This is a genomic window from Mesorhizobium sp. M1252 (assembly GCF_040318265.1).
Classification (GTDB): domain Bacteria; phylum Pseudomonadota; class Alphaproteobacteria; order Rhizobiales; family Rhizobiaceae; genus Mesorhizobium.
Genome location: NZ_JAMYLX010000011.1, coordinates 154,952 through 169,491, shown reverse-complemented (window position 1 = coordinate 169,491; position 14,540 = coordinate 154,952). Strand labels below are relative to the sequence as shown.

Here is a 14,540-nt window from a genome sequence, read left to right as displayed (position 1 = left end):
GGATCGATCGCCGGTCACAGCCTGAGAGAGATACGTGCCAGAACCTTACGCCGGACCGATCATCGACGCCCATCATCATCTTTGGGATCTCAGACTGGGACGGCATCCCTGGCTCGCCGCCACGGCCAGCGAGCGCGGCGGCCTCGGCGAGCTTGGCCCCTTGCGGCGGAACTATCTGCCCGGGGATTATGCGCGCGATGCCATAGGGCATAATGTCATCGCCACCGTCCATGTCGAAGCCGGCTGGGCGAGTGGCGACTGCATCGGAGAAACGCGCTGGCTTGAAACACTCGACAAATCGCGCGGCGTCGCCGCCCGCTATGTCGTTCACGTGCCGCTCGCCGATCGCCAGGCGCCGGCGCTGATCGAAGCGCAAGCCGCGTTCGAGCGTGTCGCCGGCGTGCGCGACATATTGAGCTGGGATCCCGGCCCTGCCCGCCGTTTTGCGGCCCGTGACGGCATCATGGACGATCCGGCCTGGCGCGCCGGGCTTGCCTTGCTTGGCCAGCATCGGCTGGCCTTCGACATGATGGTGTTTCCGCGCCAGCTCGCCGACGCGGGGCTGCTTGCCAGGGCCTTCCCCGATCAGCAATTCGTGCTCAACCATTGCGGTAGCCCGATCGACCGCGACGCCGATGGCATGCAGGTGTGGCGCGACGGGCTGCGGCTTCTGTCGCAATGCGACAACGTCGCCATCAAAATATCGGATCTGGTCGCCTACGATCATGACTGGACGCTCGACAGCCTGAAGCCCGTCGTCCTGCATTGCATCGATTGTTTCGGCACCGGTCGCGCCATGTTCGGCAGCGACTTTCCGGTCGCCGGCCTGCATGCCTCGTTCGATGACATATATGACGGCTTCAAAACCATCACAGCGGACTTTTCCGCCGACGAGCAGACGGCGCTGTTCTTCGGCAACGCAAGGCGCATCTATCGGCTCGACGATGTGTCATCGGCGCGCCTGCTCCCGGCCTGAGAGCAGCAGCAGGCCGAGGATCAGCGAGCCGAACAGGATGCTGCGCCAGCCGGGCGATGCGTTGACGACGGTGATCAGCGCGGTGATGGTGACCAGCAGGATGGCGCCGGGGATGGTGCCGGCATAGGTGCCAAGCCCGCCGAGGATCGAGGTGCCACCGAGGACCACGGCGGCAATCGAGGCGAGCAGATAGGGATCGCCGATGCCGACATAGCCCTGTCCGTTCATGCCCAACACGAGCACGCCGGCAAGTCCCGAGCAGAAGCCGCTGATGCCGTAGACCGCAAGCGTCGTGGACGTGACCGGAACACCGGACAGCGCCGCGGCAAGCGGGTTGGCGCCCATGGCAAAAATCCGGGCGCCGAGCGATGTCGCATGCATCGTGGTCAGCACGATCACCGAGACGACCACCCACAACAATACGCCAGCGGGAATGCCGGCCGGCCGGCCATTGCCGAGCCAGTGGACCAGCGGGTTCTCGGCGGTCACGGCGCTGCCGCCGGCGATGATGATCAACAGACCCTGCAAGAATGTCGCCATGGCCAATGTCATGATCATCGGGTGGACGCGCAGCAAAGCGACGCCGAGCCCGTTGACCAGGCCGATTGCCGTGGTCAGCACCAGAACGGCAAGAATGGCGGTGATGCCGGTCGGATCCACCTGCCACGACAGCAGCGGCAGGCTGACGGCGCTGACCGTGACGATGGCCGCGACGGAAAGGTCGATGCCGCCGGCGATCACCACAAAAGTCTGGCCCGCGGCAACCAGGCCGATGACGGCGCCGAGCTCCACCAGATAGCGCAGATGGCCATAAGCGCCGAAGCCGCGCGAAACGAAGCTCGCCACGATCCAGACCGCGGCAACGATGGCAACGGTGAGAAACGGCCGGCTGCGCAGGACCGTCAGGGCGCGTTTGCCGCCCGCGCTGTCATTCCATGCTGTCATTGCTGTGCCTTGCGGAATTGCGGGATGGCGACCGCGCCGATGATGATCAGGCCCTGGGCCACATATTGTGCGACCGGCGTGAAGCCGAGGAAGAACATGACGCTGATCATCAGGCTGAGCAGCAGGCTGCCGGCAAGCGCGCCGCGCATCGTGCCCTGGCCGCCGAGGAAGCCGATGCCGCCGAGCACCGCAGCGGCAATCGAGTTCAGGGTAAAGGCGGCGCCGATGACCGGGTCGCCCGAACCGGTCTGTGCGGCGACGAACAAGCCGGCGCCGGTGGAGAGCAGACCGCTGATCGCATAGGCCGCAATGCGCGCGCCGTCGACCGGCACGCCGGAGCGATAGGCGCCGACCGGATTCTCGCCGGCGGCATAGAGGCTCAAGCCAAGCGGCGTGGCGAGATAGAGCTTCCACAGGAGAACGATGAGCACCAGCAGCACGAATGCCGCCGGTGTGTTGCCGGCAAGCAGGTCGGACAGCCACGCCGGGATTGCGCCGCCGGGCCGCGGCAGGATCAGCAGTGCGGCGCCGCCGATGATGAACGACCCGGCAAGCGTCACCACGATGGCCGGCAGCCGAAGCCGTACCACGATGAAGCCGGTCGCCGCCCCGATGCCGAGGCCCGTCAGCGCCACCGCGGCAGTGCCCCCGGCGACGCCCAGCGGCCCGGCCATCGTCGTCGCGGCGATGACCGCGCCCAAGCTGACCGTCGCGCCGATGGCCAGGCTGATGCCGCCGGTGAGCATCAGGATCGCCTGCGCCATCGCGACCAGAGCCAATGGAAACCAGCTCTGCGTGAATTTGGCGAAGCCGGACGCCGTGAACAGACCCGGAAAGAGGACGCCATAGGCGATGAGAAACACCAGGACGACGGCAAACAGGCTGCGCACGCCGACATTGCGACGCAGTTGCACCGGCCAGTAGAGCGCGCCGGTCTGCCGGGCGGAGGAAGATGTGTTCATGCCGCAACCTTCCGCTGTTCGGCGCCCATCGCCGCGGAGACGATGGCTTCCTCGCTCAGCGCTCCACGCGCCAGCATGGCGACGATGCGGCCTTCGCGGACGATGGCTACACGGTCGCAAAGGTGCACGAGTTCGGGCGTGTCGGAACTGAGCAGCACGACCGCCTTGCCGGCGGCGGCGAAATTGCGAAGCATCATGTAGATCTCACGCTTGGTTTCGACGTCGACGCCGCGCGTCGGATCGTTGAGCAGAAGCACCAACGGGTCGTGCGGCATCCATTTCGCCAGCGCCACCTTCTGCTGGTTGCCGCCCGATAGAGCCTGCGCCGCCCGGCCGAGGTGACCCTTGATGCCGAGTTGGGCGGCAAGGCTTTTGGCCGTCTCGCGCTCTGCGCGGCGGCTGCGCAGCTTCAGCGCCGGCAGCCTGGCAAAGGCGGGCAGCATCATGTTGGTGATGATGGGATGGATCAGGTGCAGGCCCTCGCGCTTGCGATCCGCGGGCACATAGGCCAGCCCCAGCGCGTTGGCTTTCGGCACGCCGCCGGGCAGGCCGGAGGCGCCGTTGACGGTCGCCGACGCCGTCCGTGCCGGAATGGCGCCGTAGAGACCGAGCAGCAGATCTTCCTGCCCTTGCCCGACCAGGCCGCCAATGCCAAGCACTTCGCCCGTTTTGATATCCAGATCGACGTCGCGCATCAGGCCGGCCGAAAGATTTCGGACGGAGATAGCGTCGGCAAGCAAACTGGAAGGCTGCCATTGCGGAAAAAGATCACCGGGATCGCGGCCGACCATCAGCCGAACCAACCCGGCGGCGTCGGTGCCTTCCAGGGTGCGGTCGGCCGTGCAGGTGCCGTCCTTCAGCACGGTGACGTGCTGGCACAGCGCCATGACTTCGTTCAGTCGGTGCGAGATGTAGAGAATGGCGATGCCTTCGCCGCGCAACCGCTGCAGCAGATCGGTGAGGATTTTGGTTTCGGTTGCCGATAGCGACGATGTCGGTTCGTCGAGAATGAGCACGCGCGGCCGGCGGTAGAGCGCCTTGGCGATCTCCACCATTTGGCGGCGGCCGAGCGACAGATTCCCGACCGGCGTCGACAGCGGCTCGTGCAGCCCGACAAGTTCGCATGCGGCCCTCGCCCGCGCAGCGAGTTCGCGGTAGTCGATCAGGCCGAACCGTTTGGGATAGGCGCCGAGACCAACATTTTCGGCGATGGAAAGACTGGCCGTCAGGCTGAGTTCCTGCTGGACGACGGCGATGCCGGCCTGCCGCGCAACAGCTGGCGTCATGCGTGAGACCGCGCGTCCATCGACCTCGATCGTCCCGCCATCCGGTCTCAAGGCGCCGGACAAAAGGTTGATCAAGGTCGACTTTCCGGCGCCGTTCTCGCCGAGCAGCGCATGCACGCGGCCCGGCTGGAGAGCGATTGAAACGTCGCGCAGGACGGGGTTGCCGAAGAAAGACTTCGACACCCCGCGCGCCGCGAGCAGCGGAGCCATGGTTGTCAACGCTACAACCCTTCAGGCTTATTTCTGAGCCAGCAGCTTCTTGAACAGCTCCTCATCGTAAGGAGAAAAGATGTAGCCGTCAGCCGGGAAGTCCTTGGCCCGGGCGAGGTATTCGTCGATGTTGGAATTGTCGATCACCGGCAGCGGAATCTTGACGAAAGCCGGCACATCCTTGCCTTCCAGCGCCTGAACGGCGGTGTAGGTGGCGAAGGCGCCGAGCCAGTTCGGCTGCATCGTCGCCCAGCTCTTCAAGCCCTTTTCTTTCCAGAGTTCCAAAAACTGCCGGGCGTTCTCACCGGTGATCGGCACCTGTTCACGGCCCTGCTTGTCGAGGGCCAGCACGGCGCCTGCCGACAGAGCGCCGCCGAGCGACAGGATGCCGTCGATCTCGGGGTTGGCGAAGAGCAGGCTGGTGACGGCTTCCTGTGCCGGCGCGACGTTGTAGGGCGTGTTGGTCTCGGCAAGCACCGTCACGTCGGGATGGGCCTTGAGCTCAGCGTCGGCGCCTTTGCGCCTGTCATCGCTGACCGAAACCCCGGCGGGGCCATTGAGGATCAGGATCTTGCCCTTGCCGCCGATGGCGTCGATCAGGAACTTGGCGGCCTGGTCGCCCCATTGCGAAGAATCGGTGTTGACCTTGGCGGTGACCTTGTCGGTGTCGACGAGGCTGTCGAAGTTGATGATGGCGATGCCCTTGGCGCAGGCGTCGGCCAGAACGCGTGCCGGTGCGGTCGACGAACCGGCGATCAGGATGATGGCGTCGACATCGGAATCGATCATCGACTGAATCTGCTGGATCTGGACGTTGGCATCGCCCTGAGCGTCGGTGACGACGAGCTTGTCGACCAGTCCCTGCTTCTTCAGGGTCTCGACTTCGGCTTCGATCGTGCCTTGGGTCTGCTTCATCCAGGTCGGCACGGAATAGATGTTGGCCCAGCCGATCGTGTACGGCGCCTTGCGGTCGCCCTTGATGCAGTTGGCGGCAGCATTGGCCTGCGAGGCGACGCCAAAGCTCAGCACGAGACCGAGGCAAAGCGCGCTGGCGGATGCGAAAAACGGTGATTTCATCATGACTGTTCCCTTCAGAGGTTGTGGCCTCGACGTGCAGAACAAGGGCGAGGAAACCCGTCGGTCGCCGGGTCTTGGAAACCGTGTGTCCTCTCGGGATTTGTCTGCGTCCGGCTCGTTAGTTTGTCTGGTATTTCAGACAATGTGTCTGTATATCGGACAAATTGGATGCTAGACCGAGCCTTGACATCTTTCAAGCGCCTTGAGACGAGAACCGAAATGATTTTGGCGGATGGTCATGAGCGACGGCACTAACGATGCGATCGGGAAGGAAGCCGGCGCGGAGCCGCGCAACGGCGAACGACGACGCGGCATTGACCGCGTCATCATGCTGCTCGAGGCGTTGCTGCGGCACCGCGCGCCAATGCGCGTCGGCGACATCGCCAAGATGATCGGCGCGCCGCGTTCGACCACCTACGAGATCGTCAACAGCCTGCTCGACGCCGAAATGCTCGAAAACGTCGGCGGTGAAGGTTACGTCTATTTCGGACGCGCCATGCATCTGTTCGGCTGGGCCTACTCACATCACAACGCCCATTACCGTCGCATCATCGAGACCTTGGATAAGTTGGCCGCCGAGACAGGCGAGACGGTCCAGCTATGCGGCCTGCGTGGCAACAAATACGTCGTTCTGGACTGCCGAGATTCGCCGGGCCCGTTCCGGATCTCAAGCGATGTCGGGGTCGAGGTGCCGATCCCATGGACGGCATCCGGACGGCTGCTCCTCGGCCATATGAACGAGCAAGAGTTGAGGGACTTCATCCCATCTGGCGACTACAAGCTTCCCGACGGCCGCATCATTGCACCAGCCGAATTCTTTGCCGATGTTGCCCTGGCCCACCGGCAGGGTTTCAGCGAGACCGCCGCTCTGGCGGACCGCTTCACCTGGTGCATGGCAGCGCCCATCCACGACGGCCACGGCGCCATCAAAAGGACCTTGTGTCTGGTGTTACCCGTCGACACGCCGGAGCCACGGCGCGACGAACTGCTTGCCTTGCTGCGCGAGCGCGCCCGTGGACTGTCTCTGGCGGGAGGCTGACGATCAGCCGTCGTGCCCTCTGGTTGAAGCCTCTTAAAGGCACATGGATTCCGCTCTTCCCCATCGGTTCCATTTAGGTTCGGGACCTTAGTCCCATAGTCGGTGGATAAGGTCCGAACCAGGGAACACGCAACCGGAAGCCACATTAGGAGAAGACCGTCGATCAAAGTCCCTTCATCGCCGGTTGAGGATCCCGCCGCTCTTACTGTCGAGAGCGCGGCGGGATCCTTACGCGCGGAGCGAGCACATGAGATTTGTCGAAATTTTCACAGATGTGCTTACGGCCCTGCTTCTCGCTTTATTCGTGTGCGGGATATTCGCTGTTTTCGGAGGCCATCTGGTTCCTCCACGCTACGCAAAGATGGTGTTGCTGCCGGACCTCGATAAGATGACGACTGCATCATCTACACCCAGCTTGCCCGATTCCATCGACTTGCAAGTTCAAAAGCGCCCAGAGGTGCAAAGGTCTGCCGGCGTGACACAGCGCGCAGTCGGTCTGGAGCCGCCAGTGCCATCCAGCAAGCGGTAAGAATCAGCGGAGGTTTCCCCAGCTATCAGAGAGCGCCGGCGATTATTGACAGACCCGGCTCTTGAAATTGGCTGAAATCGCCGCTCCACATTTCCGCATCTGTTTGAATTGTGTTTATCAACTAGTGCGAACGCTATGGCGAAGCAGGTTGAGTTGGCGGCGTTCCTGGCTGATCCCCGCCAGTGCTTGATCGCGGCGTGGGATCCTTGTCGAGCTTGGGATTTCGGTCCACCGGTTCGCCATTCACATCATCGGCCTTGGAGTTTGCGGGGTCCGTTTGGCCAGGATTTGGGCTGTAAGTATCTGGCGATGGAACCCGGCTGTTTTGTTGTGTCGCCGGTGTCTTAGCCTGCTCGCCATAGATTTCAGCGATCCCCCAGGCAACGAGCGCCAAGACAAGGCCTGCCAAGAGCACGCCAAGGACCGGTCGCCCCAAGCCACCCTGCCTGGCCCGCTTTTCCGGAATGTTTCTGCTCATGATCGCAACCTTGGGCTAAGAGGAGTGGCCCGCGCTCCAGGAGCGAAGACGCGGGCAGTCAAGAGCTCCGGCAGTCGGCCATGCGGCGAACAGGGAACTCGCTGCACATACCGAACTCGCTGGCGCTGTTGATGTTCCCACGGAATCCAAACAGCGCGCGCCGGGAGCCGGACTGGCAATTTGGGTTGGAGTGGCTGGAACGAGCCAGCTCAAGGTCAACGAGCGGCGGTGTGCGTAAGCGGGCATTGCGAGCCAGACTGGAACTTTGCCGAATCTGCCGCGTTGCCGACCATGGCCGCCAGCGGCAGGAGCATCATCATGAACGTCGAACGTAACCCGGCCGAAGACAGAGGCGATATTCAGTCTGGGGTGACAGAGGACAAGACGCCGGGATTCGACCCGGCGGCGGCGCCTATGGAAACCGATGCCGAAGCAGCAGACACCTGCGCCGTGCCGGTTCCCGCAGCGACGGGCACGCCGGCTTTCGCTAATCAAGCAAGCTTCGCCAATGCGATGCGGCGGCCGGACGACGAGCGAGCCCCGGCCCCGAGTAAAAACGGCCCGGTGCTGGCCATTGTCGCGCTTGTCGTCGTTGCCGCCGTCGTGTTCGTTGTCGCCGCGATGCTGGCGCGATAGCAGATCCTGCGCTTGCGCCAAACCTCTGCCCTGCGAAGCGATCAGGGATGCGGTCGTGGCAGCAGGCGATCAGCGGCTGGAAAAACAAGCTGCAGGTTGCAGCGGCGCATGGCACGCCGGCCGGCACCCTGGCCGAGCAGCATTGCGGCATGGCCGAACCCGGCTCGGCCGCCAAGGGTTGAGGCCGGATGCTCGTTGGAAGCGGGAACATTTCACATCAAGCCAAGTTCGGGCTCGCAGGGCTTGTCGTCAAGGAACAGCACATGAAGGCCCTCACATGGCACGGCAAAGGCGACATACGTTGCGAACAGGTGGCCGATCCGACGATCCAGGATGAACGCGACATCGCTGCAGAAAGTTCAGAACGGCGATATCGACCCGTCATTCCATCGCGCTGGCCTCAAGGCCGGGCCCGAACTTACAAAACCTTCCGCGACAAGGAGGACGGCTGCATCAAAGTCGTGATGCGCCCGCGCGGCTGACCGTTCTGTCCAATGGCCCGACTTTGTTGTCCGGCCGTCTGCATGCTGAAAAGGCGAGAGTTGAAAATGGCCAAGGACAAACCCGTATCGACAAACCCGGCCGCGACACCTCCGGTCAGATCGCCTGAGGCCGCCGGTTTGCCACATCCCCGTCGCGATGCTGAAGACAGCGATTCCGGCGCCAAGCCGACCGCACCCAAGACCGCTGGCGCCCAGCAAGCGTCCAGATCGCCACTCGACAGCCGCATTGCAAATCGCAATGCCGGCCGTCCTCGTCAGGCAGGCACGACGCCTCGGCCGACCGACGAACCGCTGGAGTAAAATGAAACCTAAGCTGCGGCGCGGGTATCCGCACCGCGGTGTGTGTGCGCAGTCAGGGTCTTCCTGCCCTGCCGACAGGGCCATACAGGTCTTGATCTCTCGTGGATCGTCGGGATCGGCAATCAATACTTTAGCGGGAAATTCGATGGTACCGTTGGCTGGGATCGAACCAGCGACCTCCGGATCCACAATCCGGCGCTCTAACCATCTGAGCTACAACGGCACGTTCGCCTGAGCCAGATCGTGGTGAAATTCATTCTCCGAGATCCGCTCTGTCGTTCGGCGATGCGTCCAATACGGTCTATCAGAGACTAATTCAAGGCCTTTGATAAGGCAAAGCCGGTTCTGCCAACAGGCGCCGGTTTTCTTCGGCAAAAGAAAAAGGCCGGCGGGAGGAGGTGCCGGCCTTTTCCTGTTACGAGCCAGCGGGAGGAGGTGCTGGCTGGTCACCCCGGAGAGCAGAGGGAGGAGGTTCCACTCGCCGGGTATTCATTTGGACAACTCTATCGCACACCTATTTGTCTGACGAAATGCGACGTTTTGATGCATCGCAGAGTTGTGCGCAATTATTAGGCGGCCTTGATGTCCTTCAGGGCCTTCTCGAAAGCGGTCTTGACCGGCTTGGAGACGTCTTCGGCAGCCTTCGAAGCAACAGCCTGGAAGTCCTTGGCCTGCTCGACGGTGGTCTCGACGCGCTTGCGCAGGAAGGCGGTCTGCAGTTCGACCACTTCCGACAGCGACTTGGCGCCGATGAGGGCCTCGAGATGCGAGAAGCCGGCTTCGGCATTGGCGCGCAGAGCGGCGATGGTCTTGAGCGACAGGTCGCTGGAAACGGTCTTGGCAGTCTCGAAGGTCGATTCCAGGACTTTCTGGGTCTCTTCGGCGCCGGTCTTCAGCTTGGAGTAGGCTTCCTTCGACTGCTCGACCCCCTTTTCGGCGAAAGCGCGGATCTGGTCGGTTGCCTTGGAAGCGTCGAAGCTCGGGAATTCGACGTTTTCGATGGTCTCAGCGGTCTTGGCCTTGGTCATTTTCCATCCTTTCGGGGTAGCGGCTTTGACAAAAAGCCGTCTCGTTCATGTATGATGGCAATATAGCGGTTTTTTTGTGCGATGCAATATCTTTGTTGCAGTGCACCATAAATTTCTTCCCATGCGTCACCCAAGAGGTTATCCAGGGACATTCCGAGAGCTGTTAACCAAGTGGCCAGAGATTCCACCTGCTTCCCGCCATGGCTTGTGGACCTTCGCCGCGCGGGCTTTTATTAACAAAGCGTTAACTGCAAATTGCCCGCCTTGTAGGTTCGCCAAGAGGGGTTCGCCAAGAGGTTTCACCGAAAGGGTCCGCCAAGCGCATGCCTTCCGAGAACTACTCTTTCCTCGATGTCGCCGTGCTTGATGCGGTTCGCCAGCGCTTCGCCGCCGGCGACGCGATCGCGATTCTGTCGGCCGACCTCGAACAGGTGATCTGGGCCAACGGCCCGGGCGCTGCGGTGTTCGGCTATCCCGATATCGAGGCCATCATCGGCGCCTCGGCTCAGCTGCCGCTGATCGCCAGGCGCCAGATCATGGCGACCGCGGGCTTCCCGCAGATCGGCAGCGACCGCGCCATTACGGTACGGCTGGCGACCGGCATCACCAGCCGCGCCGTCGGCTTCCTGGCCAGTGCGGTGACTATGCCGGACGGCGAAAGCGCCATCATGCTGGTGGTGCCGGCAGCGCAGGCCGGCTCGCGCAGTGCTGCCGACATTGGGACCCGCGCCATCAGCGGCTTTACCGAAGACGGCCATTTCATCGCCTTTGTCGACGCCGCCGGCACTGTCGAGGCGGCTTCGGATGGCTTTGGCGCGCTCGCCATCCGGCCTGAGACGCTGGCCGCGCTTGTCGCCGACGTGGCGAGCCAGGACGACCGCATCGTCAAGCGGCTGGTCCCCGGCGGCGCCACGTCCTATCCGGCCGGCTTCGCGCGCCTGACCGAGTCCAGGCATCTGCTGGTGGTCATCGACGAGGATCAGCTCGGTGAGGAAAATCCTGTCGGCGAGCTGGATGCCGAACCTGCTGCAGCGCAGGTCGACGATGGCCCGGCGCAAGCCGCCGCGGAGAACGCGGTAACGGTGGATGCGGTGGCTGACCACCCCACCGCAAGCGGGAATCAGGGCGCCCCACTCGCGGCCGCGCCTGATGTCGGGGAGACAGGTCCGGCTGCCACCGAGCATGATGCTTCGGCGTCAACCGATACAAAGGCGGACCATCGCGAGCAGACGACCGGCCGCGAGCAGGCGGCGAATGACAGCGCGCCGGCGCAACATGATCATTGGTACTTCCATGCCGGCGAAGAGCCGCAGGCGGGCGAGCCGGACAGCCCGGCGCAGGCCGAGCCGGACTCTGTTTCCCCGGCCGAGAGTGCGCAGTTGGACAGCAGTGCCGCTGCGCCCGCCCTGCCGTCCGACGCAGCCCCACCGGCTGCGCCTCCCGCCAAACGTGAGGTCGACCGCTCGGCGCCGCCGCTGCGCTTCGTCTGGCGCACCGACGCCGAGGGCAAGTTCAGCGCGCTGTCGCCGGAATTCGGCGACATTGTCGGCAAAGCCGCCGCCGACGTGATCGGCCGCCGCTTCAAGGACGTCGCGACAATTTTCGGCCTCGACGCCTCGGGCGAGATCGCGGGCCTGCTTGAACGGCGCGACACCTGGTCGGGCCGCTCGGTACTGTGGCCGGTTGCCGGCTCCGACCTGAAGATACCGGTCGATCTGGCAGCACTGCCTGTCTATGGCCGCAGCCGCGCCTTCGAAGGTTTTCGTGGTTTCGGCGTCGCCCGCGCCGGCGATGCGGTGGTCGATCCGGAAGCAATCGGCATGGCGCTGGTCCCCAATGGCGCGCCAGCGGCAGCAGCCGAGCCGGCCCCGGAACAGCCCGTGGCGGAAGCTCCCAAGGCGGCCGATCCGTTCGAGGGCGAAGTGCCGGCACTGACCATCGTGCCGAAGCAGGAACGTCGTTTTGCCGACAAGGTCATCCGGCTGGCCGAGCATCGGCAGCCCGCCAACGACAAGCAGCCGACAAGCGAGAGGGGCCTGTCGACGCTGGAGCGCAGCGCTTTCCGCGAAATCGGCGAGCGGCTGAAGAAGGACAATCCCCCGCCGGAGCAGCCGGAGACTGCCAAGCAGGCCGAACCGGCCAATCCGGATCAGGTAACGCCAGACCAGGCCAAGGCAGATGAGCTCAAGCCGGATCATGTCGAGGCGAACCAGGCTGAAACAGCCGCGCCAGCCCGACAACCCGCCGAGGTCTCGAGTCCGGACGAAGCCGGCCCGGCTGCCGTGGCTGAACCATCGGCAGCCGCACCCGAAAGCGAAACGGCTGAGGCCGAACCGCCGGAAAGGGATGCCGAGGACGAAAAGGACCTGACGCGGCTTGACGGCGAGCAGCCGGACGACGGCCTTGCGGACAGCGAAGCAGGCGAGGCGAAGGCGCCGACAGTGTCGCGCTCCCTGCTCGACTATGCCGATCCCGAACCAGGCTCCGTCACCGAAGACAGTACGGAAGCAACGTCGTCCAACGACGAACTTGCGCCGGCTTCCGAACCGGATGATACGCAAGCCCAAGAGATCGTCGAGGCCGCAGAGCCACAGCCGGTTGTTGCCGAGACGCCGGCCAATGCCGGTGAAGACGACAGCATGACGTCGGCCGACTTCCGCGATGCCGAGGACAATGAGGATTGGGCGCCGTCCGACGAGGCGACCGATTCCGCCGTGGAAGACGGGGACAAGGCCGGCGATGCGGACACAGTGCCGGCAGAACCACAGCGCCTGAAAGTGCCGCCGCTCAAGCTTGAGGGGTTCATGCCTTCGGCATTCTCGGCCGGAGATGAACACAAGGCCCCTGACACGTCGATCCTCGGCAAGCTGCCGGTGCCGCTGCTCATCCATTCGGGCGACGAGCTTCATTACGCCAATGAGGAATTCCTCGGCCTGACCGGCTATGACACGCTTGAGGACCTGAGCGACGCCGGCGGGCTCGACGCGCTGTTTGCCGATCCCTATTCAGAAATGGCCGGCGAAAGCGACCACACACTCAAACTGAAGACGCGCGAGGGCCAGGAATTTCCGATCGAAGCCATTTTGCGTTCGGTGCCGTGGCGCGCCGGCAAGGCGCTGATGCTGGTGGTGCGACGTACCGGCGATAACGAGCCGCCGATGGTTGCGCATCTCGCAGCCGAGGAGCAGACGCAGCCCGATGTCTCCGAACTCAAAGCGCGCATTGCCGAGATGCGCACCATCATCGACACCGCGACCGATGGTGTGGTGTTGATCGGCCGCGACGGCGACATCCGCTCGATCAGCCGGCCGGCCGAGGCGCTGTTCGGCTTCGACAGCGACGACGTCACCGGTAAACCGTTCGCCTCGCTGTTTGCCATCGAAAGCCAGCGCGCGGCCCGCGACTATCTGAACGGCCTGTCCGAGCCCGGCGTGGCGAGTGTGATGAACGATGGCCGCGAGGTGATCGGGCGCGAGGCGCAAGGGCGCTTCATCCCGCTGTTCATGACCATCGGCAGGCTGCCCAATGACAGCGGCTTCTGCGCCGTGGTGCGCGACATCACGCAGTGGAAGCGGGCCGAAGAGGATCTGACCCAGGCGCGCGCGGTGGCCGAGCGCGCCTCCTCGCAGAAGACCGATTTCCTCGCCCGCATCAGCCACGAGATCCGCACGCCGCTCAACGCCATTATCGGCTTTTCCGAGCTGATGGTGGACGAGAAGTTCGGCCCGGTAGCCAATGACCGCTACCGCGACTATCTCAGAGACATCAACCGCTCGGGCAACCATGTGCTCGATCTCGTCAATGACCTCCTCGACATTTCGAAGATCGAGGCCGGCCAGCAGGAAATGGACTACGAGGCGGTGTCGCTCAACGATACGCTGGCGGAGACGGTGGCGATGATGCAGCCGCAGGCCAACCGCGAGCGTGTCATCATTCGCTCCAGCTTCGCCTCGCGACTGCCCGAAGTGGTCGCCGACCTCAGAAGCGTGCGCCAGATCGCGCTCAACATCCTGTCCAATGCCATTCGCTATACGCAAGCCGGCGGACAGGTGATCGTGTCGACCGCCTATGAAACCTCCGGCGACGTTGTCATGCGGGTGCGCGATACCGGCATTGGCATGAGCCATGCCGAGATCGAGCAGGCGCTGAAGCCGTTCAAGCAGATCAATGCGCTGAAGCGCGGGCGTGGCGACGGCACCGGTCTCGGCCTGCCGCTGACCAAGGCGATGGTGGAAGCCAACCGCGCCCGCTTCACCATCACCTCGACGCCGGGCGAAGGGACGCTGGTCGAGGTCGCCTTCCCGTCGACGCGGGTGCTGGCCGAATAGGGCCGGCCATTCCCGGGCGAGAATCCCGGACAAAGAAAAGGCGTCCAACAGGACGCCTTAAATGGGATTTGCTGTCACAACGGGGGCTTGAGCGAATCTGATCCTCAGGGGACGAGGAACGGGATTTCTCCCTCAAGTTACGTGCGACTATCGACGCCGGGCCTTAACAACTCCTTACCGGCCGTCCAAAAAATTTACGAGTGTGTACCACTCATGAAATCTAGGTAAATTCGACCGACATAT

9 protein-coding genes, 1 tRNA gene and 3 pseudogenes are annotated in these 14,540 nt (G+C 63.6%); 7 read left to right on the top strand and 6 right to left on the bottom strand.

What is annotated here, in order from left to right; all coding sequences use genetic code 11:
* Positions 1-34 precede the first annotated feature (34 nt).
* Positions 35-976: an amidohydrolase family protein gene (locus NKH22_RS22230; RefSeq protein ID WP_352910968.1), complete on the top strand. Its 942-nt coding sequence runs from the start codon at positions 35-37 to the stop codon at positions 974-976.
* Here the strand turns inward: NKH22_RS22230 and NKH22_RS22225 are convergent.
* Genes NKH22_RS22225 through NKH22_RS22210 form a run of 4 tightly spaced genes read right to left on the bottom strand, consistent with a single transcriptional unit; the run spans position 950 to position 5,459 of the window.
* Entirely contained in the window at positions 950-1,921 is a 972-nt protein-coding gene (locus NKH22_RS22225; protein ID WP_023748645.1) for an ABC transporter permease, read from the bottom strand. The two genes, NKH22_RS22230 and NKH22_RS22225, sit on opposite strands and share 27 nt — an antisense overlap.
* Entirely contained in the window at positions 1,918-2,883 is a 966-nt protein-coding gene (locus NKH22_RS22220) for an ABC transporter permease (protein WP_023686801.1), read from the bottom strand. The genes NKH22_RS22225 and NKH22_RS22220 overlap by 4 nt, the downstream gene beginning before the upstream one ends.
* The gene (locus tag NKH22_RS22215; protein ID WP_196815217.1) at positions 2,880-4,379 is read right to left on the bottom strand and encodes a sugar ABC transporter ATP-binding protein; all 1,500 of its coding nucleotides are present in this window, start codon (positions 4,377-4,379) and stop codon (positions 2,880-2,882) included. Before NKH22_RS22215 ends, NKH22_RS22220 begins: the two co-directional genes overlap by 4 nt.
* 27 nt (positions 4,380-4,406) lie before the next feature.
* Complete coding sequence (locus tag NKH22_RS22210; RefSeq protein WP_023748647.1) at positions 4,407-5,459, bottom strand: ABC transporter substrate-binding protein; 1,053 nt, start codon at positions 5,457-5,459, stop codon at positions 4,407-4,409.
* A gap of 235 nt (positions 5,460-5,694) precedes the next feature.
* Here NKH22_RS22210 and NKH22_RS22205 point away from each other — a divergent pair, with 235 nt between their 5' ends.
* From NKH22_RS22205 to NKH22_RS31555, 5 genes and pseudogenes are all read left to right on the top strand, one after another.
* Positions 5,695-6,495: an IclR family transcriptional regulator gene (locus NKH22_RS22205; protein ID WP_023686799.1), complete on the top strand. Its 801-nt coding sequence runs from the start codon at positions 5,695-5,697 to the stop codon at positions 6,493-6,495.
* Positions 6,496-7,820: 1,325 nt separating this feature from the next.
* Entirely contained in the window at positions 7,821-8,138 is a 318-nt protein-coding gene (locus NKH22_RS22200; RefSeq protein ID WP_031196696.1) for a hypothetical protein, read from the top strand.
* A 68-nt stretch (positions 8,139-8,206) separates the two neighbouring features.
* Positions 8,207-8,320, top strand: a pseudogene (locus NKH22_RS22195) (SDR family NAD(P)-dependent oxidoreductase); the annotation flags it as partial.
* Positions 8,321-8,401: 81 nt separating this feature from the next.
* Positions 8,402-8,482: pseudogene (locus NKH22_RS22190) on the top strand (alcohol dehydrogenase catalytic domain-containing protein); the annotation flags it as partial.
* Positions 8,483-8,486: 4 nt separating this feature from the next.
* Positions 8,487-8,620: pseudogene (locus NKH22_RS31555) on the top strand (glutathione-dependent formaldehyde dehydrogenase); the annotation flags it as partial.
* Positions 8,621-9,087: 467 nt separating this feature from the next.
* Here NKH22_RS31555 and NKH22_RS22185 read toward each other — a convergent pair.
* Together NKH22_RS22185 and NKH22_RS22180 are read right to left on the bottom strand one after the other, a co-directional pair.
* Positions 9,088-9,164: transfer RNA gene (locus tag NKH22_RS22185), tRNA-His, on the bottom strand.
* A 346-nt stretch (positions 9,165-9,510) separates the two neighbouring features.
* Entirely contained in the window at positions 9,511-9,969 is a 459-nt protein-coding gene (locus NKH22_RS22180) for a phasin (RefSeq protein ID WP_023669330.1), read from the bottom strand.
* Between the two features lie 323 nt (positions 9,970-10,292).
* Between NKH22_RS22180 and NKH22_RS22175 the strand changes: the two genes are divergently transcribed.
* Positions 10,293-14,297, top strand: coding sequence for a PAS domain S-box protein (locus tag NKH22_RS22175; RefSeq protein WP_023820844.1), 4,005 nt, complete (start codon positions 10,293-10,295; stop codon positions 14,295-14,297).
* Positions 14,298-14,540 lie beyond the last annotated feature (243 nt).